Annotated in this window: 21 protein-coding genes; 15 read left to right on the forward strand and 6 right to left on the reverse strand. The window is 69.9% G+C overall.

What is annotated here, in order from left to right; all coding sequences use genetic code 11:
* The first annotated feature begins 46 nt into the window (after positions 1 to 46).
* The gene (gene trhA / locus J4H92_RS10205; RefSeq protein ID WP_208098084.1) at positions 47 to 799 is read left to right on the forward strand and encodes a PAQR family membrane homeostasis protein TrhA; all 753 of its coding nucleotides are present in this window, start codon (positions 47 to 49) and stop codon (positions 797 to 799) included.
* Positions 800 to 914: 115 nt separating this feature from the next.
* Positions 915 to 1,700, forward strand: a complete 786-nt coding sequence (gene uppS, locus J4H92_RS10210) for a polyprenyl diphosphate synthase (RefSeq protein ID WP_341783065.1) — start codon at positions 915 to 917, stop codon at positions 1,698 to 1,700.
* Between the two features lie 47 nt (positions 1,701 to 1,747).
* Here uppS and J4H92_RS10215 read toward each other — a convergent pair whose 3' ends face one another.
* Positions 1,748 to 2,812, reverse strand: a complete 1,065-nt coding sequence (locus tag J4H92_RS10215; RefSeq protein ID WP_208098086.1) for an inositol-3-phosphate synthase — start codon at positions 2,810 to 2,812, stop codon at positions 1,748 to 1,750.
* 119 nt (positions 2,813 to 2,931) lie between these two features.
* On the opposite strand from J4H92_RS10215, the gene J4H92_RS10220 reads away from it, so the two are divergent.
* Together J4H92_RS10220 and J4H92_RS10225 are read left to right on the forward strand one after the other, a co-directional pair.
* A complete protein-coding gene (locus J4H92_RS10220; RefSeq protein WP_208098087.1) occupies positions 2,932 to 3,795 on the forward strand; it encodes an inositol monophosphatase family protein in 864 nt (287 codons plus the stop codon).
* Between the two features lie 55 nt (positions 3,796 to 3,850).
* Positions 3,851 to 4,438: a DUF4916 domain-containing protein gene (locus tag J4H92_RS10225; protein ID WP_208098088.1), complete on the forward strand. Its 588-nt coding sequence runs from the start codon at positions 3,851 to 3,853 to the stop codon at positions 4,436 to 4,438.
* Positions 4,439 to 4,450: 12 nt separating this feature from the next.
* Here J4H92_RS10225 and J4H92_RS10230 read toward each other — a convergent pair whose 3' ends face one another.
* The 4 genes from J4H92_RS10230 to J4H92_RS10245 form a co-directional block, all read right to left on the reverse strand.
* Positions 4,451 to 5,155 (reverse strand): FCD domain-containing protein, encoded by a 705-nt coding sequence (locus J4H92_RS10230; protein WP_208098089.1) that lies wholly within the window; start codon positions 5,153 to 5,155, stop codon positions 4,451 to 4,453.
* A 65-nt stretch (positions 5,156 to 5,220) separates the two neighbouring features.
* Entirely contained in the window at positions 5,221 to 5,610 is a 390-nt protein-coding gene (locus tag J4H92_RS10235; RefSeq protein WP_208098090.1) for a cupin domain-containing protein, read from the reverse strand.
* On the reverse strand, positions 5,607 to 6,515 hold the full coding sequence (locus J4H92_RS10240) for an NAD(P)-dependent oxidoreductase (RefSeq protein WP_208098091.1): 909 nt from the start codon (positions 6,513 to 6,515) through the stop codon (positions 5,607 to 5,609). The genes J4H92_RS10235 and J4H92_RS10240 overlap by 4 nt, the downstream gene beginning before the upstream one ends.
* 68 nt (positions 6,516 to 6,583) lie before the next feature.
* A complete protein-coding gene (locus tag J4H92_RS10245; RefSeq protein ID WP_208098092.1) occupies positions 6,584 to 7,402 on the reverse strand; it encodes an N-acyl homoserine lactonase family protein in 819 nt (272 codons plus the stop codon).
* A 248-nt stretch (positions 7,403 to 7,650) separates the two neighbouring features.
* On the opposite strand from J4H92_RS10245, the gene J4H92_RS10250 reads away from it, so the two are divergent.
* From J4H92_RS10250 to J4H92_RS10300, 11 genes are all read left to right on the forward strand, one after another.
* Positions 7,651 to 8,772 (forward strand): NDMA-dependent alcohol dehydrogenase, encoded by a 1,122-nt coding sequence (locus tag J4H92_RS10250; protein ID WP_208098093.1) that lies wholly within the window; start codon positions 7,651 to 7,653, stop codon positions 8,770 to 8,772.
* Positions 8,773 to 8,891: 119 nt separating this feature from the next.
* Entirely contained in the window at positions 8,892 to 10,022 is a 1,131-nt protein-coding gene (locus J4H92_RS10255) for a substrate-binding domain-containing protein (protein ID WP_208098094.1), read from the forward strand.
* Between the two features lie 35 nt (positions 10,023 to 10,057).
* A complete protein-coding gene (locus J4H92_RS10260; RefSeq protein WP_208098095.1) occupies positions 10,058 to 11,650 on the forward strand; it encodes an ATP-binding cassette domain-containing protein in 1,593 nt (530 codons plus the stop codon).
* A complete protein-coding gene (locus J4H92_RS10265; protein WP_208098096.1) occupies positions 11,647 to 12,636 on the forward strand; it encodes an ABC transporter permease in 990 nt (329 codons plus the stop codon). Before J4H92_RS10260 ends, J4H92_RS10265 begins: the two co-directional genes overlap by 4 nt.
* Positions 12,633 to 13,685: an ABC transporter permease subunit gene (locus J4H92_RS10270; protein WP_208098097.1), complete on the forward strand. Its 1,053-nt coding sequence runs from the start codon at positions 12,633 to 12,635 to the stop codon at positions 13,683 to 13,685. Before J4H92_RS10265 ends, J4H92_RS10270 begins: the two co-directional genes overlap by 4 nt.
* 5 nt (positions 13,686 to 13,690) lie before the next feature.
* Positions 13,691 to 14,107 carry a GlcG/HbpS family heme-binding protein gene (locus tag J4H92_RS10275; protein ID WP_208098098.1) on the forward strand — a complete coding sequence of 139 codons (417 nt, stop codon included), beginning with the start codon at positions 13,691 to 13,693 and terminating at the stop codon, positions 14,105 to 14,107.
* Positions 14,104 to 14,871, forward strand: coding sequence for an SDR family NAD(P)-dependent oxidoreductase (locus tag J4H92_RS10280; protein WP_208098099.1), 768 nt, complete (start codon positions 14,104 to 14,106; stop codon positions 14,869 to 14,871). Before J4H92_RS10275 ends, J4H92_RS10280 begins: the two co-directional genes overlap by 4 nt.
* Positions 14,872 to 14,873: 2 nt before the next feature.
* Positions 14,874 to 16,298, forward strand: a complete 1,425-nt coding sequence (locus J4H92_RS10285; protein ID WP_208098100.1) for an aldehyde dehydrogenase family protein — start codon at positions 14,874 to 14,876, stop codon at positions 16,296 to 16,298.
* Positions 16,298 to 17,206 (forward strand): NAD(P)-dependent oxidoreductase, encoded by a 909-nt coding sequence (locus tag J4H92_RS10290; RefSeq protein WP_208098101.1) that lies wholly within the window; start codon positions 16,298 to 16,300, stop codon positions 17,204 to 17,206. The genes J4H92_RS10285 and J4H92_RS10290 overlap by 1 nt, the downstream gene beginning before the upstream one ends.
* A 19-nt stretch (positions 17,207 to 17,225) precedes the next feature.
* Positions 17,226 to 17,624 carry a 4-carboxymuconolactone decarboxylase gene (pcaC, locus tag J4H92_RS10295; protein WP_208098102.1) on the forward strand — a complete coding sequence of 133 codons (399 nt, stop codon included), beginning with the start codon at positions 17,226 to 17,228 and terminating at the stop codon, positions 17,622 to 17,624.
* Positions 17,625 to 17,709: 85 nt separating this feature from the next.
* A complete protein-coding gene (locus tag J4H92_RS10300; RefSeq protein ID WP_208098103.1) occupies positions 17,710 to 18,687 on the forward strand; it encodes an SMP-30/gluconolactonase/LRE family protein in 978 nt (325 codons plus the stop codon).
* Positions 18,688 to 18,723: 36 nt separating this feature from the next.
* Here J4H92_RS10300 and J4H92_RS10305 read toward each other — a convergent pair whose 3' ends face one another.
* Positions 18,724 to 19,185 (reverse strand): SprT-like domain-containing protein, encoded by a 462-nt coding sequence (locus J4H92_RS10305; RefSeq protein WP_208098104.1) that lies wholly within the window; start codon positions 19,183 to 19,185, stop codon positions 18,724 to 18,726.
* Positions 19,186 to 19,196: the final 11 nt, after the last annotated feature.

The following is a 19,196-nucleotide window of genomic DNA, read 5'->3' on the forward strand; positions in this document are numbered from 1 at the left end:
GACATATATGCCCACCGGAATCTGTGGGTTTCGTACACTCGAGGGTATGACGCAGCGCTCCGAGCATCCCTTCCCCGAGCCCGACGCGCTCTCCCTCCCGCTGCTCGAGGCCGCGCGGGAAGAGGCTGCGCGAGAGGAGGCGCCGCGGGGTCCCGACGAGGTGAAACCGCGTTGGCGCGGCTGGATCCACGCCGCGACCTTCCCGGTCGCCGTCGCCGCCGGGATCGTGCTGATCTCGCTCGCGCACGGCGCGCTCGCGAAGTGGGCCGCCGCCGTCTACATGCTCACGAGCATGCTGCTGTTCGGCGTCTCGGCGCTCTACCACCGCTTCGACTGGCAGCCGCGGACGAAGCAGATCTTCCGGCGTCTCGACCACGCCAACATCTTCCTGCTGATCGCCGGCACGTACACGCCGATCGCCCTGCTCGCGCTGCCGCTCGGCAAGGGCCTGCTGCTGCTCGTGCTGGTGTGGAGCGGAGCCCTGCTCGGGATCGGCTTCCGCGTGTTCTGGATCGGGGCTCCCCGCTGGCTCTACGTGCCGCTCTACGTGCTGCTCGGCTGGGCCGCGGTCATGTTCGTCGTCGACATCTGGAACGCGAACCCCGCGACGATGATCCTCGTCGTCCTCGGCGGTCTGCTCTACACGCTCGGCTCGCTCGTGTACGCGCTGAAGCGACCGAACCCGGTGCCCGGGGTGTTCGGCTTCCACGAGATCTTCCACGCGCTGACCGTCCTGGCGTTTCTCTGCCACTGGGCGGCTGCGCTGCTCATCGCGCTCGACCCCGTCTACCTGCGCTGACGCCGCCGGCCGCGAGTGGGACCCGTTTTCGCGGATGGGACGATGTTGCGCGGCCCAACGCCGTCCCACTCGAGAAACACAGTCCCGCCCGCGAGCGCGGCGCTACACTCGCAGGGTGAACCCTGAGCGAACATCGCCGCGCGTCGGGCTGCTGTACCGGCTCTATCAGCGGCGGCTCCGCCGCGAGATCGATCCGGCCCGCGTGCCGCATCACATCGCGGTCATCGTGGACGGCAACCGCCGCTGGGCCAAGCAGCGGCTGCAGGAGCGCGCCAGCATCGGGCACCGTGCGGGCGCGCGCAAGATCCCCGAGTTCCTCTCCTGGTGCGAGGCCGCCGGCGTCGAGGTCGTGACCCTCTACCTCCTCTCGAACGATAATCTGAGCGGGCGGGACGGCGCGGAGCTGGGCGAACTCTTCGGGATCATCGCGGGGCTCGCGGAGCAGCTCGCCGAGACCGACGGCTGGCGGGTCAAGCACGTGGGCAGCGCGGAGGGTCTGGAGCCCGAGCTCGCCGAGACCCTCGATCGCGTCGAGCGGGCCACGCAGGAGCGCTCCGGCCTCCACGTCAACCTCGCGATCGGCTACGGGGGCCGCAGCGAGATCACCGCGGCGATGTGCAGCATCATCGACGAGCATCAGGCCTCCGGCGGAACGATCGACACCCTCGCGGAGCGGCTGACGCCCGAGACCATCGGGGAGCATCTGTGGACCCGTGGCCAGGCGGATCCCGATCTCATCATCCGCACCTCCGGCGAGCAGCGGCTCAGCGACTTCCTGATCTGGCAGTCGGCCTACTCGGAGTTCTACGTCGTGGAGACCCTGTACCCCGACTTGCGGGAGGTCGATCTGCTGCGGGCATTGCGCGACTACTCGCGCCGCCAGCGCCGACTCGGGCGGTGAGCGCCGGGGCTCGGCTTCCACCGGGACGCCCAGGGCGGAGCATCTCGCTACTGCGCCAAGAAGCTCTCCAGCTCCTCGCGCGCGATATGGTCGGGCTTCTGCACGGGAGGCGACTTCATGAAGTAGGCCGAGGCGGCCTCCACCGGCCCGGCGTGGCCGCGGTCCTTCGCGATCTTGGCGCTGCGGATCGCGTCGATCATCGTGCCGGCGGAGTTGGGGGAGTCCCAGACCTCGAGCTTGTATTCGAGGCTCAGGGGGACGTCGCCGAAGCCGCGGCCCTCGAGACGCACGAAGGCGAACTTGCGATCCTGGAGCCACGGCACGTGATCGCTCGGCCCGATGTGGATGTCGTCGGCGGGCAGGTCGACCTCGATGTTCGAGGTGACGGCCTGAGTCTTGGAGATCTTCTTGGACTTGAGGCGGCTGCGCTCGAGCATGTTCTTGAAGTCCATGTTGCCGCCGACGTTCAACTGGTACGTGTGGTCGAGGGCGACGCCGCGGCTCTCCATCAGGTGCGCGAGCACGCGGTGGGTGATCGTGGCTCCGACCTGGCTCTTGATGTCGTCGCCGACGATCGGGAGGCCCGCCGAGGCGAACTTCGCCGCCCATGCGGGGTCGCTCGCGACGAACACGGGCACGGCGTTCACGAACGCCACGCCGGCGTCGAGCGCCGCCTGCGCGTAGGACTTGACGGCCTCCTCGCTCCCCACCGGCAGGTAGCAGGCGAGCACGTCGGCCCCCGAGTCCCGCAGAGCCTGGGCGACGTCGACCGGCGCGGCCGTCGATTCCTCGACCTCGTCGCGGTAGTACTCGCCGAGACCATCGAGCGTCGGCCCGCGCAGCACCTCGAGCCCGAGACGGGGCACCTCGGAGAACTTGATCGTGTTGTTGTGACCCGCCCAGATGGCCTCGCTCAGATCCTTGCCGACCTTGTCGGCGTCGACCTCGAACGCGGCGACGAACTCGAGATCGGAGACGTGGTAGGCGCCGAGGCGCACATGCATCAGACCGGGGACCTGCTCGTCATCGGCGGCCTCGCGATAGTACTCGACGCCCTGCACGAGCGAGCTCACGCAATTCCCCACGCCCGCGAGGGCGACCTTCACCGACATAGCACCAAGCCTTCACTCTTCACCAACATTGCAGCGCGCCGGGACGTTCCTGCGCGCGGGCGCACCAAAGCAACATCCTATGCCCTTCGCTATGCTGAGCTGTCGTGGAGGGGGAGCGGATGCACGGAGCGCGCGGCGCGGACGAAGCGCGTCGTGCCACGGCCGTCGCCGTCGCCGCGGCGCGCGAGGCCGGTGCGATCGCTCTCGCGGGATTCCGCTCCGGAGAGATGCGCGTCGACCTCAAGGCCGACATCCACGATCTCGTGACCCGCTACGACCGTGCGTGCGAGGAGCGCATCCGGGAGACCATCCTGACGGCCTTCCCCGATTCGACCGTCGTGGGCGAGGAGTCGGGGACGAGCGCCGGGTCCGGGCCGCTCACCTGGTACGTGGACCCGATCGACGGCACCGCGAACTTCGCGCGGGGCATCCCCATGTGGGCGGTGAGCATCGGCGTCGCCCGCGACGGCGAGATGATCTCGGGCGTCGTCTACGATCCCGCGAACGAGCAGCTCTTCTGGGCGGACGATCGCGGAGCCTTCCTGACCGACGGACGAAGCGGCGGCGCGGATCGGGCGCTGCGCAGTCGGGGGCACGCGGACCCCGGGCGGGCGACCGTCGCGCTCAACTTCCCGCTGGCGCGCGATCTGGTGCACTATCCCGAGCTCGCCCTCGAGCAGTTCGCCGAGGTGACGCACGCTTTCGCGCAGGTCCGCGGGCTCGGAAGCACCTGCATCGCGCTGTGCTGGATCGCGGCCGGGTGGATCGACGTCACCATCTCGTTCGAGACGAACCCCTGGGACGTGGCCGCCGGCGCCCTGATCGTCAGGCGGGCCGGCGGCATCTATCACGGCTACGACGACGGGCGGATCGTCCCGGAGCAGCGGGATCATCTGGCCCGCCACTACTACGCCGCGATCGCCGGGGGCGAGTTCGAGCTGCTGCACGAGATCATGCGGACGCAGAGTCCGCGACCCATCTGAGCGGCGCGACCCGGAAGAACCGGACGGACTGGGCGGAATAGGGGAGAATTGCAGCATGACCGTCGAAACCGCTGACCTGCCGGACCCGGAGGACCTGCCGGCCGACCCCGAGGATCTGCCGCCGGCGGACTCCAATCCCGGGTGGCTGAGCGCCGACGAACTCGACTTCGTGCGGGGCCGCCTGCCGATCGTGTACGTCGAGGCGGTGCCGGTCCGCGTCGACGGCCACGGCCGGGTGACCGAGGTCGGTCTGCTGCTGCGCAGCACGCCGGAGGGGGTGATGACGCGAGCGCTCGTGGCCGGCCGGGTCCGCTACGGGGAGTCGCTGCGCGACGCGCTGTTCCGGCACCTCGAGAACGATCTCGGACCGATGGCCTTCCCGCTCATCCCGGCCTCTCCCGTGCCCGCGCAGGTCGCGGAGTACTTCCCGATGCCCGGCCTCTCGCCCTACATCGACGAGCGCCAGCACGCCGTGTCGCTCGTATACGTGGTGCCCGTCACCGGAAGCTGCAACCCCCGTCAGGACGCGCTCGAGGTGAGCTGGATGGCGCCGGAGGCGGCACTGGCGCCGGACGTCCTCGCGGAGCTGGGCGGCGGTCGCGGGCGTCTGCTGCGGCAGGCGCTCTCGAGCGTCGGCTGCTGAGCCGTCGACTCCTCAGTCGGCCGCCTTCGGCTCCAGTCGGCGCAGAGCGGTGCGGGAGGCGGCGCGGATGTGCGCGACGCAGCGCTCTGCGGCGCGTTCGCTGTCGCGATCCTCGATCGCGTCGAGAATCGCGCGCAGCTCGGAGGCGACCTCCTCTCCGCGCCCGGGGAAGGAGAGCGAGGTGGCTCGGAGCACTCGCACGCGAGCCTTCAGCCCGTCGAGCTGCTGGGTCAGCGTCGGACTCTGCGCGCCGTCCTCGAGGACGGCGTAGAAGCGATCCTTCGAAGCGAGCAGGTGGTGGACATCGTCGTGCCGCGCCGTCTCCTCGGCGATCTCCTCGACCGTCGCGCGGAGCTGCCGCACCTGCTCGTCGCTCGCGCGCTCGATGAAGAAGCGGATGAGCAGCGATTCCAGGACCGCCCGGATCTCGTACATCTCGGCCGCCTCCTCGAGCGACGGGGCGGCCACCACCGCTCCCCGCTGGGGCTCCACGGTGACGAGCCCCTCGGTGCTCAACTCGCGCAGCGCCTCTCGCACGGTCGCGCGAGAGACGCCGAGCTTCTCGAGGAGCTCCCGCTCGATGAGGCGCTGCCCGGGCTTCAGCTCGAACTCCAGGATCGCCCTGCGCAGCTCCGCGGTCACCTGTTCCCGCAGGGGAGCGGCGACGCGCCCGACAGGGGTGACCGTCCATCCGCGTTCAACTTGATTGGTTGACACTATGAACAGCCTTTCTCGATTCGATGTGGATCGCGTCTGCGTGCATGCGGCCTGGAGTGTCGATCCTAATGCCTCGAAGCACCGTATTCGGCGTCGGTGACCGGGTCGTCCCATGACGTGACGCCGAGTGACACCGCGGTGTGCGTCATGGTCGCCTCCGGCCCCGCTCCGTGCCAGTGCCGTTCGCCGGCCGGCACCCAGACCGTATCGCCCTGGCGGAGCACCTCGACCGGTCCGCCCTCGCTCTGCACGAGCCCCCGACCCGAGAGGACGAACAGGATCTGCCCCCGCTCGTGGCTGTGCCAGTGGGTTCGCGCTCCGGGATTGAAGGACACGGTGTTGATGACGACTCCGTCGGTCGAGGGCAGCGCCAGATAGGGATGCACCTCGCCGGTGAACTGCGAGCCGACCTTGCCGGAGGCGCCGGCCTGATCGTCGGGACGGATGATGATCATGAGTCCTCCTCGTTCCCCTCGTGCAGTCGCACTCCGCCGGAGACGTCTCCGAGCGCGTCGACCACGGTGTTGCTGATCTCGTCAGCGTAACCCAGCGCCCGGGCGAGCCCGAACGATGCGACCGGGCCGGCGCTGTGGAAGCTCGTGACGCCGAGCCGAGCCAGGAGATCGACGTAGAGCGTGATGTCCTTGAGCATGAGGCTGTTGGTCAGCCCGCCCTTCAGGTAGTCGCCGTGGACGATCTTCGGGAAGCGGTTGAGCGTGGCGAAGTTCACGCCCGAGCTCTCGTTGAACACCGCGAGGACGGTGTCGAGGTCGAGGCCGCTCTTCTTCGCGGCGATCATCACCTCGGCCGTCGCGGAGAGCGCGACGGCGTTGAGGAAGTTGTTGAGCAGCTTCGTCACGTGGCCCGCGCCGGAAGCGCCGACGTGGAACACCTGCGAGGCGATCGGCTTCAGAACGTCGGAGACCGATGCCAGTGCCGTGGCGTCGCCGCCGACCATGAGCGTGAGACGGCCCTGCTCCGCAGCGGCCGCGCCGCCGGAGATGCCGGCGTCGAGGAACGCCGCGCCGCGCGCGTCGAACTCCTCCGCGATGCGGCGGGTGGAATCCGGGGCGGCCGTGGAGAGATCGATGACGATCTGCCCCGCGCGACTGTGGGCGATGAGGCCGTCCGGGCCGTCCACCACGGCCTCGACGACGCGGCTGTCCGGCAGCGACAGCAGGATGACGTCGGCCCCGGCGGCGAGTGCGCTCACCGACTCCGCGGCCGCGGCGCCGGAGGCCGCGATGTTCTCCGGGCGCGTGTCGAAGCCGAGGATCTCGAGACCGGACTCGACGAGGCGTCGCGTGATCCGTCCGCCCATGTTGCCGAGGCCGATGAATCCAATGCGTCTGTCGGGCATGATCTGCTCTCCAATGATGTGTGGCTGGGTGGCGTGTCGGGGCGGCGCGGGCCGCTGCTGGTCGGCCGTCATGGGGCGCCGATCCTCGCCGCGGTGCCCTCGAGGCCGGGGATCGGCGAGAAGCGCTCGAGCGTCTCGGGATCGTGCCCGGAGACCAGGTGCCGGACCCGGCCGGAGGCGACGAGGTCTCGAATGGTCTGGAAGGCGTCGTACATCCCGACCACATCGGTGACGGAGGTGAAGGGCATGTCGGCCTCGAGCTCCTCGTAGTAGTGCACGGCGTCGCTGGTGAGCAGCACGGGGCCCTCCGAGGTCTGCGCGAGGACGACCGCCTGCCCCGGGGTGTGCCCGCCGACCTCGATCACCTCGACGCCGGCCGCCGGCCGGCACTCCCCGGCGAAGAAGTCGACGCGCCCCGCCTCGACGAGGCCGTTCAGATACGCGATCTCCTCGCTCTCGACGGAGTGCTCGAACAGCGGCTTCCCGGCGTTGCGACTGTTCCAGAAGTCGACTTCGGCGCGGGCGATGAGGAACCGCGCATTCGGGAAGGCGCGGAGATTGCCGATGTGGTCGTAGTGGGCGTGCGTGATGATGACGAGGGGCACCGCCGCGCAGTCCACCCCGATCCGGGCCAGCAGCGCGGGAACGTCGGAGAGGACCTCGCGGCCGCGACTCCGGGCACCCTCCCGGGAGTAGCCGGTGTCGACCACGATCGTCCGTCCGGCGCTGCGGAGGACCCACACGAAGTAGTCCATCCGGATCGGGGCGTCCGGCCGACCGTAGTGCGCGTAGTTCAGGAACACCTCGCTGCGGCTCGCCATCCGGCTGCCGTGGCGCGCGATGACCACCTCGTGCGCGGTCGGCGAGCTCTCGGGGGCGGTGCTCATCGTGCACTCCTCAACTTCTGCGCGGATCGAGTCCTGGAACGGATTGTTTCGAAGATGTTACCTGACAGCAATACCGCCTGCTTGCAGGACCATCTGCCTGTCAGACAATATAGTACCAATGTCATGCGGGTCGCGGTGGATCTGCGGCCCGGGTTGCATAAAATGACCAGACGGCATAGATTGTCGGACGATCAGGCAAGATTACAATGACGTTACCGTCGGATTACACAGGTACAGGGGTGGAAGGCATGAAAACTCGCGGAGCTATCATTCGGAGCGCGCCGGGCAGGTACGAGACCGTCGAACTCAATCTCGATGAACCCCGGCAGGGCGAGATCAGGGTGAAGATGGTCGCCACCGGCATGTGCCACTCCGACGACCACTTCGCCACCGGGGACATGGTCCCCGGCGTGTACCCGTGGCTCGGCGGGCACGAGGGCGGGGGGATCGTGGAGGCCGTGGGGCCGAACACGCCCGGCTGGGAGGTGGGCGATCACATCGTCACGTCCTTCCTGCCCGCCTGCGGCCGCTGCCGGTGGTGCGCCGAGGGCATGCAGAACCTCTGCGACCTCGGCGCGACCCTGCTCCAGGGCGCGCGCTTCAACGATCCCGACAGCTATCGGGTGACGCTCGAGGACGGCAGCCCGGTGGGCCAGATGTGCGGTATCGGCACCTTCGCCGAGCGCATCGTCATCAGCGTGGACTCGGCCATCAAGGTGGACAAGGACCTGCCGCTCGACGTCGTCTGCCTGCTCGGCTGCGCGGTCGGCACGGGCTGGGGGTCCTCCGTGAACGCCGCGCAGGTCGAGGCCGGCGACGTGGTGGTCGTCATCGGCATCGGCGGCGTCGGCATCAACGCGGTCCAGGGCGCTCGTCACGCGGGGGCGGATCACGTCATCGCGGTCGACCCGGTGGAGTTCAAACGGGAGAAGGCGCTGGAGCTCGGAGCCACGCGCGCCTACGCCACCGCGGACGAGGCGATCGACTACGCGCGGAGCATCACGAACGGCCAGGGGGCCGACAAGGCCGTGGTGACCGTCGGCATCACGACCGGTGAGCACATCGCCCAGGGCTTCGCCTCGATCCGCAAGGGCGGCACGCTCGTCTGCACCGGCATCGGCAACATGACGGCTGTGGGGATCCCCCTCCCGATCACGGAGCTGGTCACCTATCAGAAGCGCATCCAGGGGACCCATTTCGGCCACTGCAGCCCGAACGCCGACATTCCCAGGCAGATCCAGATGTACCGCGACGGCAAGATCAAGCTCGACGAGATCATCACCAAGCGCTACACGCTCGACCAGATCGCCGAGGCCTACGAGGACATGCACGACGGCAAGATCGTGCGGGGCGTCGTCGTCTTCGACTGATCCATCTCGCGGCCGCGGCCGCATCGGATTTGCGACGACCCGGCCCCTCGGGGAGAGTCCCGGGACCGCTCGCAATACAGGGAGCTCCAGCTCCAACTCAACGAGGAGGAAAACCACTCATGTCATATGTTCGCGGACGCGCCTCTCGCGTCCTCACCACGTTCGGGATCCTGGCGGGCGCCGCGATCCTCGCCACCACCGGCTGCGCCTCGGGCGACAGCGGGGCCCCCGCCGATGACGCCGGCGACTCCGAGGTGAAGTCGGTCAAGATCGCGCTGAGCAACAACTTCAACGGCAACATCTGGCGCAAGCAGATGGAAGCCAGCTTCGAGACCACCGCCGCGGAGAACCCGGACTACTTCTCGGACCCCAAGATCGTCGTCTCCGACGGGTCCGCCCCGCAGCAGGCGCAGCAGATCCAGTCGCTCGTGCTCGAGGGCTACGAGGCCATCATCATCGAACCGGGCTCCCCGACCGGGCTCAACGGCGCCATCGAGGAGGCCTGCGCGGCCGGGGTGACGGTCGTGGTGTTCGACGGTGCGACCACCGCCGAGTGCGCGTACCAGGTCGCCTTCGACTACGTCGAGTACGGCCGCATCCAGGCCGAGTTCGCGGCGGAGCAGCTCGGCGGCGAGGGGAACATCCTCATGGTCCGGGGCCTGCCGGGGAACACCATCGACGAGGACATCTACGCCGGCGTGACCGAGGTGCTCGCCGAGCACCCCGACATGGAGCTCGTGGGCGAGGTCTACGGCGAGTGGACCGAGTCCGTCGCGCAGCAGGAGGTCGCCAAGATCATCCCCTCGCTGCCCGAGATCGACGGCGTGCTCACCAACGGCAACGACGGCGGCGGGACGCTCGACGCCTTCCGCCAGGCGGGCACCGATCCGCTGCCCCTGATCATCCAGGGCAACTCCGGCCAGGGCCTGCAGGGCTGGACCGAGGTCGTCGACGAGAATCCGGACTACCTCTCGATGTCGATCTCCTCGCAGCCGAGCATCTCGTCGACCGCTGCCTGGCTGGCCACGCTGCTGATCAACGATCTCGACGACGCGCGCGAGATTCCCGACATGACGATCTTCTCGCCGCTCCTCATCATCCCCGAGGAGAACCGTGTCGCGTGGACCGAGGCCCTCGAGTACACCGAGATCGCCGAGAACCCGACGACGCTCGAGGCGACGCGCGAGATCATCGCGGCCGCGATCGCCGGCGATCCGATCAAGGTGGACACCCCGCTGCCTCCGCAGTAACCCAGGCGACTCCCAACGGAAGGCTGAACGCCACTATGACTGAGCATCACGGAGACGCGCCGACCCTCGTGGTCGAAGACGTCTCGAAGAGCTTCGGCTCGACACGAGCGGTGCGGAGCGCCTCGTTCCACGTCGCGCGCGGCGAACTCATCGGCATCGCCGGCCACAACGGCGCGGGCAAGAGCACCGTGCTCAAGGTGGTCAACGGCTCCGTTCCCGGCGATGTCGGCAGCGTGACGATCAGCGGTGTGCGGCGCTCGGCCACCGAGGCGGTGGCGCACCCCGAGCATCTCGGGGTGCGCACCGTCTACCAGGAACTCGCGCTCGCGCCGAGTCTCCGCGTCGACGAGACGGCTGCGGTCTTCGACCCCTCCGCGCGCGGCCGGCGGTGGCGGAGCGACGCCTGGAAGAGCCTGAAGGCCGTGCTGGACGAGATGTTCCCCGCGCACGGCATCCGACCCGGTCACGTGATCTCGGATCTCTCCTTCGCCAGACGGCAGATGATCGAGTGCGCGATGACGATGGTCGACGCGGGGCGGCCCGCGAGTCTCGTGATCCTCGACGAGCCGACCTCGTCGCTCGACGGCACGGCGACCGAGAGCTTCTACGCCTATCTCAAGCGCCGCGCCGCGGGGGGCCTCTCCGCGATCGTGACGACGCACCGCCTGAACGAGATGATCGAGAACCTCGACCGCATCTACGTGATGCGCGACGGCCGCGTGCTGGGCGAGCACGTCGCGGCGACTTCGAGCAAGGAGTCGCTCGTCGCGGCCATGGGGCTCGCCGAGCACGAGGAGGCCCATCGGGCGCCGGAGGCGGGGGAGGGGCCCTCGCTCACCCGCGCCGTCGCCGTCGCGAACGCCGAGGCCTCCGACAGCGGATCGGTGGTCGAGCTGGTGCAGCAGGGCGAGGACGGCGCCGAGGAGCGCTTCGAGATCAGACCCGGTGAGATCATCGGCTTCGCGGGCCTCGAGGGGCACGGTCAACTGGAGGCGCTCGAGGCCGTCCACCGCGCGGCCGCGCGCCGGCCGGGCAAGCGGGGCCGCGACCGGCGGACCGAGCACCTCGGAGTCTCCGTCGTCGGCGACGCCGCCTACGTCAGCGGCGACCGGGGCGTGCGCGGCATCTTCCCCATCTGGGACGTCGCCAAGAATCTCAGCTTCTCCAGCCTGAAGCGGCCCGTCACGCGAGGCGGCCTGATCTCCAAGGCCAGGGAGCGCGAGCTCATCGACGAGTGGTACCGCAGGCTGGGCATCAAAGGAGCGCCCTCCGACCTCATCACGAGCCTCTCCGGCGGCACCCAGCAGAAGGCGCTGATGGCGCGCGCCATGGCGGTCCACTCCAGCCTGCTGCTGCTCGAGGATCCGACCCGCGGCGTCGACCAGGCCACCAAGGGCGACTTCTACGGGATCCTCCGCGAGCAGGCGGACAAGGGGCAGACCATCGTCTGGTACTCGACCGAGAACGAGGAGCTCCGCAACTGCGACCGGGTCCTCGTCTTCCAGGTCGGGCGGGTGGTCGGCACGCTCACCGGCGAAGAGGCCACCGAGGACGCCGTCATCGCGCTCTCGTTCGGCCAGCGCACCCGCACGGCCCAGACCCAGGACTCTTCGAAGGAGGAGATATGACCTCGTTCCCCGACGACACCGTCGCGCGCCGGAGCGGCGGGATCGCACTGCTCCAGCAGACGCGTGCGGCCTGGTTCCTCCCGGCCGTCGCCGCGATCATCGTGTTCGCGCTCCTCGTCGCGCTGCGTCCCGCGGTCGCGTCGTTCACGGGTCTCTCGCTCGTGCTGACCCCCCTGCTGCCCCTCGTCTTCGCGGTGCTCGCGCAGATGTTCATCATCGCGGGCGGCGACATCGACCTCGGCATCGGGTCCTACATCGGCCTGGTCAACGTGGTGTTCGCCGTCGTGCTGCCGGCCAATCCCGTGCTCGGCATCGTCCTGCTGCCCGTCCTCGTACTCGCATACGCGGGGATGGGGGCGCTGATCCACCTGCGCCGGCTCCCGTCGATCGTGGTCACGCTGGGCATGTCGTTCGTCTGGCTCGGCATCGGCATCGTCCTGCTGCCCACGCCGGGCGGGCAGGTCCCGGCGTGGATCGTCTCGATGGTCCGCTTCAACCCCGGCGTCATCCCGATGGCCATCGTCGTCATGGCGGTCACGACTGTTGTCGTCGCCTGGTTCCTCGAGCGCAGCAAGTACGGCGCCGTGCTGCGCGGTGCCGGGTCGAACCCGGAGGGCATCCGGCGGGCCGGGTGGTCGGTGCTCCGCGCCAAGCTCGGCCTGTATGCGCTCGCGGGCCTGTTCGGAGTGCTCTCCGGCCTCTTCCTGAGCGGCCAGGCCGGCGGCGGCGACGCGAACATCGCGCAGAGCTACGTGCTGCTCAGCATCGCCGGCGTCATCGTCGGCGGAGGCAGCTTCGCCGGCGGCAAGGTCTCCGTCGTCGGAGCGGTCGCCGGCGCACTGGTCATCGGCCTGATCGGCTCGCTGCTGCAGTTCCTCGGAGTCCCCTCGAGCTTCCAGGCCGCGGCCCAGGGCCTCGTCCTCGTGCTCGTGCTGGTGCTGCGAGCCATGTCTAGTTGGATCCGCAGGGATCGAGGTGCATTGTGAGCGAGAGCATTCGTCGGCCCGGCGCCGGGCAGTGGATCGCGGGAGTCTTCCAGCGACCGTCCACGCCCGCCTTCGTCGGCCTCCTGCTGATCTGGCTGGCGATCGGCGTGATCGCCGGCCGGGGCCTCTGGGACACCCTCAACGCCGGGGTGATCATCGCCACCTTCCTGGTGATCGCCGGAATCGGTCAGCTCTTCGTCATCACCGTCGGCAACGGGGGCATCGACCTCTCCGTGTCGTACATCATGACGCTGAGCGCCTATCTCGGCTGCACGATCATGGCCGGCCGCGACGAGAACATCGTGCCCGGGATCATCGTCGGGGTGCTCGTCGGCGCGGTCGCCGGAACGGTCTCCGCGGTGCTCATCGAGGTCGTGGGGATGCCGCCGCTGGTCGGCACGCTCGCCGTCGGCTTCGCCATCCAGACGATCGCCCAGATCTACTCGGGCGCGGTGGTCGGCGTGGCGAGCCCCGGTCTCGCGCACTTCACCACCGCGCAGATCGGCCCCGTGCCCGTCCTCGGGATCGTCGGCATCGTCATCGTCATCGTCTTCAGCATCATCCTCAAGCGCACCTCCTACGGCCGGAAGGTGGAGGCCGTCGGACAGAAGCCCGTCGCAGCCGGGCTCTCCGGCGCGCGCCCCGCGCTCGTCCGCGGCTCGGCCTTCGTGATCTCCGGCGCGACCGCCGGCCTCGCCGGGGTGCTGCTCGCCGCCTACAGCGGCGGCCCGTCGCTCGGTCTCGGCGCGCCCTACCAGCTCGCGACCATCGCGGTCGTGGTGCTCGGCGGGTCGCTGATCGCCGGGGGCCGCGGCGTGCTGCCCGGCCTCTGGGCGGCCGCGGTGCTGCTGACGCTGCTGACGACGCTCGGCAACATCACGCGGCTCTCGCCCGGATACCAGTACATGATCCAGGGCGCCCTGATCGTGCTCGTCCTCGCGATCGCGCGCGAACCGGGGAGCCGTCGCCGCACGCGCCTGCGCGACGGCGCGGAGCAGGAGAGTGCCCCCGAGGCCGCACTCGTCCCAGAACAGCAGAAGGAGGACTGATTCCCATGGCAGACATCGAATACGCCGAGGCCCAGCCGCTCGTCGAGGCCGCACTGGCCCGAGCGGAGGAGCTGAAGATCCCGGTCAGCGTCGCGGTCGTCGACCGCACGCGCGAGCAGGTGGCCTTCGCGCGCCAGCCCGGTGCGCCGATCTTCACCGCGAAGGTGGCCACCGCCAAGGCCTTCACCGCGGCGTCCCTCTCGGCGCCGACCCATGTGACCCAGCAGTTCACGCACTCCGGCGGGCCCTTCTACGGTCTCGAGGCGCTGGGATCCGGCGTCGTCTCGACCATCCCGGGCGGCATCCCGCTGCTCCGCGACGGCCGCGTCATCGGCGCGGTCGGCGTCTCGGGCGGTTCGGCCGACGAGGATCTGGACATCGCCGAGGCCGCGGCCGCCCGCTTCGAGGAGGCCGCCCGATGAGCGGCGGGCGTTTCGCGGGCAAGCGGGTGCTGCTGACCGGCTGCGTCGCCAACATCGGCCTCGCGACCGCCGAGCTGTTCGCCCGCGAGGGCGCCGCGCTCTTCCTGGTGGACATCGACCCCAGGGTCGCCGGGACCGCCGAGCGGGCGCGGAGCCTGGGCGCCCCGGTCGTCGGCTTCGCCGTCGCGGACGTGGGCGATCCGCAGTCGGTCGAGCGCGCGGTCGCGGACGCCGTCGCGGAGCTGGGCGGGCTCGACGTGATCCTGAACAACGCCGGCATCCAGCGCAGCGGCGTCGTCGAGGAGTTCTCGATCGAAGACTGGAACGCGACCATGCGGATCAACGCCGGCTCCTGCTTCCTCTTCGCGAAGTACGGCGTCCCGCATCTCAAGGCGGCGGGCGGCGGCGCGATCGTGAACACCGCCTCGATCGCCGGCACCCACGGCGGACCCCCGAGCCTGTCGGGCTACTCGGCGTCGAAGGGGGCGATCGTGGCGTTCACCAAGGTGCTCGCGAAGGAGGTCGGCCCGGCCGGCATCCGCGCGAACGCGATCGCGCCGGGGTGGGTCGACACGGCGTTCAACGATCCGGTGATCGAGTTCCTGGGCGGTCAGGCCGCGGTCGCCGCCGACGTCGCCGCCAACGTCCCGCTGCGCCGTCAGGGCTCACCGGACGAGATCGCCTCGGCGATCGCATTCCTCGCGTCGGAGGACTCGTCGTATCTGACGGGCCAGGCGCTCATCGTCAACGGAGGGGCCGGCTGAACATGACGGATCTGCAGAAACTCGACCACTGGATCGACGGCGCGTCGGTCGCGCCGTCCTCGGGCGGCTACCGTCCGGGCACCAATCCCTCCGATGGCACGCCGACCGTCGACATCGCCACGGGCGACGCCGACGACGTGCGGGCCGCCGCCGAGGCCGCCGCCCGCGCCTACCCCGGCTGGCGCCGCTTCGGATCGGCCGAGCGCGGCCGCATCCTGCTGCGCGTCGCCCAGCTGCTGCGCGATCGCGCCGACGAGATCGCCGACATCGAGATCGTCGACACCGGGAAGCCCCGCTTCACGGCGCTCGCCGAGATCGAGAACTCGGCCGCCTACTTCGAGTTCTACGCCACCCTCGTGAACCTCCCGGTGGGCGACGTCATCGACGTGCAGCCGGATCAGCACGTCTTCACGCGGCGCGAGCCCTTCGGCGTGGTCGGCATCATCACGCCCTGGAACCTGCCGCTGAACCAGGGAGCCCGAGCCATCGCGCCCGCCCTCGTGGCGGGCAACACCATCGTGGTGAAGCCGGCCGAGACCTCGTCCCAGTCGACCGTCCTGCTCGCCCGTCTCTGCAGCGAGGCCGGCCTGCCCGACGGCGTGCTCAACATCGTGCTCGGCTCCGGCTCCGTCGTCGGCACCGCGATCGTCGAGCACCCGAGCGTGCGCAAGGTCGCCTTCACCGGATCGGTGGGGGTCGGGCGCCAGATCGGTCGGATCGCGGCGGAGCGGATCATCCCGCTCACGCTCGAGCTGGGCGGCAAGTCGGCGAACATCGTGTTCGCCGACGCCGACCTCGAGTTCGCGGCGAGCGAGGCCGTGCGCGCGTTCACGAACAATGCGGGCCAGGTCTGCTCGGCGGGCACCCGCCTGCTCGTGCAGCGCGAGATCTACGACGAGTTCGTGGCCCGCGTGGCCGCGGCCACCGCGCGGCTGCGGCCGGGCGTCGACGTCGGCCCGATGATCACGCGGAACCAGTACGAGCAGGTGCAGGAGTACTTCTCCGTCGCCGAGGCGGAGGGCGCGGTCGCGCACGTCGGCGGCGCCGTCGCCGACGATCCGAGCCTCGACGGGGGCTTCTTCGTGAAACCGACCGTCTACGCGGGCACGAACGACATGCGCATCGCGCAGGAGGAGATCTTCGGCCCGGTCCTGGTCGCGATCCCGTTCGACGACGAGGCGGAGGCCGTCCGGCTGGCGAACGACTCGGATTTCGGGCTGATCTCCGGCGTCTTCACGCGGGACATCGGGCGCGCGCTGCGCATGGCCGATCGGATCGAGGCCGGTCAGGTCTTCGTGAACAGCTGGTCGACCGGTGCCGTGCAGATGTCGTTCGGCGGCCACAAGGACAGCGGGTACGGTCGCGAGAAAGGCATCGAGGCGATCAACCACTACAGTCATCTCAAGTCGGTGGCGGTGGTCTACTGATGGCGAGGATCCAGTTCATCGGGCTGGGCACCATGGGGTCTCCGATGGTGACGCGGCTGACCGAGGCGGGGCACGCCGTCTGGGTGACCGACGCCAACCCCGACGCGGTCGCCAGGATCGTCGCGGCCACCGGGGCGCGCGCCTGGAGCGAGCCCGCGCCGCCCGACGGGATCGACGTGCTGCTGCTGATGCTGCCGAACAGCGGTGTCGTCGAAGCCGTGCTCGGCTCCGCGGAGGAGCCCGGCGCCCTCGCCTCCGCGATCGACCCGTCGACCGTCGTGCTCGACATGAGCTCCTCGCATCCCGACTCCACGACCGCGCTCGCCGCGATGCTGGCCGGACGCGGCGTGGCGCTGGTCGACGCACCCGTGTCCGGCGGCCCGGTCAGGGCGGCGAGCGGCGAGCTCGCGATCATGGTCGGCGGAGCCGGCGACGACGCGACGTGGGAGCGGGTGCGCTCAGTGCTCGAGGCGCTCGGGACGAGCATCACGCGGACCGGCCCGGCCGGTTCCGCCCACGCGCTGAAGGCGCTCAACAACCTGCTCTCCGTGATCGGCATCGTGGGCGCCGTCGAGGTGCTTCAGGTGGGCCGGAAGTTCGGACTCGAGCCGGGGGTCATGCTCGACGTGATCAACCAGTCCACGGGCCGGAACCACGCGACGCAGGTGAAGCTGGCCCCCCAGGTGCTCGATCGCGGCTGGAACGTCGGCTTCTCGCTCGAGCTGACGGTCAAGGACGTCCTCACCGCGCTCGGCCTCGCCGAGAGCCAGGGCGTGCGCGTACCCGTCTCCGAGGCCGCGGTGCAGGTGGCCCGCGATGCGCTCGCGTCGCTGAGCGGATCTCCGGCCGACCAATCGCAGATCGCCCAATACCTAGAAACACTCAACGGCGTCTCCCTGGCGCGCTGACCGGAAGGAACACACACTCATGAACAAGGATCTCTTCGATCGCGGAATGAAGACCCGCCGAGAGGTGCTCGGAGACGCCTACGTCGACGCATCGCTGGCACAGGCCAGCGAGTTCTCCATGGAGATGCAGGAGCTCGTCACCCAGTACTGCTGGGGCGACGTCTGGAACCGTCCGGGTCTGGAGCGCGCGTCGCGCAGCCTCATCAACCTCTCGATGCTGAGCGCGCTGAACCGTTCGCACGAGTTGGCGACCCATGTCCGCGGCGCCGTGCGCAACGGCGTGACGCGAGACGAGATCAAGGAGGTCTTCCTCCAGACCGCGATCTACTGCGGCGTGCCCGCGGGGATCGAGAGCTTCCGGGTCGCCAACGCCGTGTTCGCGCAGATGGACGCCGAGGCGGCCGAGCAGGAGGGGTGATCCTCCCGGAGTCCGGCCGGCGCCCGAACGGGCCGGCCGGCAGGGACTCCGGCGGATGAACCGGACGAAGAGGTCAGGAGCAGCAGTGGGCAGCAGCGGAACGGTGGCCGGCCCCGCCTCGTGGGCGGACTCGGTGTCGGCGCTCGACGACGGCACGCCGGTGTTCGAGGCCGCGGACCCGAGGTTCCTCGAGTGCATCGACCCGGTCGCCCGGCTCGAGCGCCTGTACGTCGGATGCCGCTGGGCGGAAGGACCCGTCTACTTCGCGGATCAGCGCAGCCTCATCTTCAGCGACATCCCGAACCGGCGGATGCTGCGCTACGACGAGGAGTCCGGCGGGGTATCGCTGTTCCGCGCCGACAGCGGCCACGCCAACGGCAACACGCGGGACGGCCAGGGGCGGCTGATCACCTGCGAGCAGGGCGCGCGGAGAGTCACGCGCACCGAGCCAGACGGATCGGTCACCGTGCTCGTCGACGCCTTCGAGGGGCGGCGCCTGAACTCTCCCAACGATGTCGTGGTCCGATCGGACGGCTCGATCTGGTTCACCGACCCGGACTACGGGATCTCCACGGACTTCGTGGGACGTCGCGCCGAGCGGGAGCAGCCGGCCAGCAACGTGTTCCGGCTCGACCCGGGCGCCGGCGAGATCCGGGCCGTGGCGTCGGACTTCTGGAAGCCCAACGGCCTCGCCTTCTCTCCCGACGAGTCGCAGCTCTACGTCGTGGACTCGGGCTTCCTGCCCGATCCGCGGGGGCCCCGGCACCTCAGGGTCTTCGGGGTGGGCGCTCGAGGGGACCTGTCCGGCGGCGCGGTGCTGGCGGAGGTGGCGCCGGGCATTCCCGACGGTGTCCGCCTGGACACCGAGGGCCGACTCTGGGTGGGCGCGGGGGACGGCGTCCACTGCTACGATCCCGACGGAACGCTGCTGGGGAAGATCCGGGTCGGCGAAGCCGTCGCGAACCTCGCCTTCGGAGGGCCGGAGCGCAATCGCCTCTATCTGACCGCGACGACGTCGCTCTACGGAGTGTTCGTCGAGGCGCGCGGGGCCCAGCGCCCCTGAGGCCCGCCTCGCGAGAGCGGCGGCGGGCGGCGGCGCTCAGCGCTTCTGCCAGGCGATGAGGTGGGCGCGGCTGAAGCCGCGGGCGCAGGTGCCGCACGAGGTCGGCCGGGTGGGCCGCCGAAAGCGCACGTGCTCGTGCCCGGCGGGACAGACGCCGACCCACGGTGCGAGCTCGTGGGCGATCTCGCCGTCGTGGGTGCGCCCGCCCGCATAGCCGATCTCCGCGGCGATCCGCTTCCAGTCGCGCCCGTGCCCGGCGGCGGAGCCCGCGAGCGCGTGCGCGACCTCGTGCAGCAGCACCTGATGGATCTCGTCGTCGTCGAACCGGGCCGCGAGGTGGCGGGAGACGGTGATCCGCCGCTCGGTGTAGTTGCAGAGTCCGGCCCGGCGCCGGGCGCGGTCGAAATCGAATGACCAGGCGCCGGCGCCGAAGCGCGGATCGAGGTGGAGGCGGATGAGCGCCTCCGCCCAGATCCGCACGCGCGACAGCTCAGCCACGACCGGGCCTC

The organism is Leucobacter weissii (assembly GCF_017565745.1).
In the GTDB taxonomy this organism is placed as follows: Bacteria; Actinomycetota; Actinomycetes; order Actinomycetales; family Microbacteriaceae; genus Leucobacter; species Leucobacter weissii.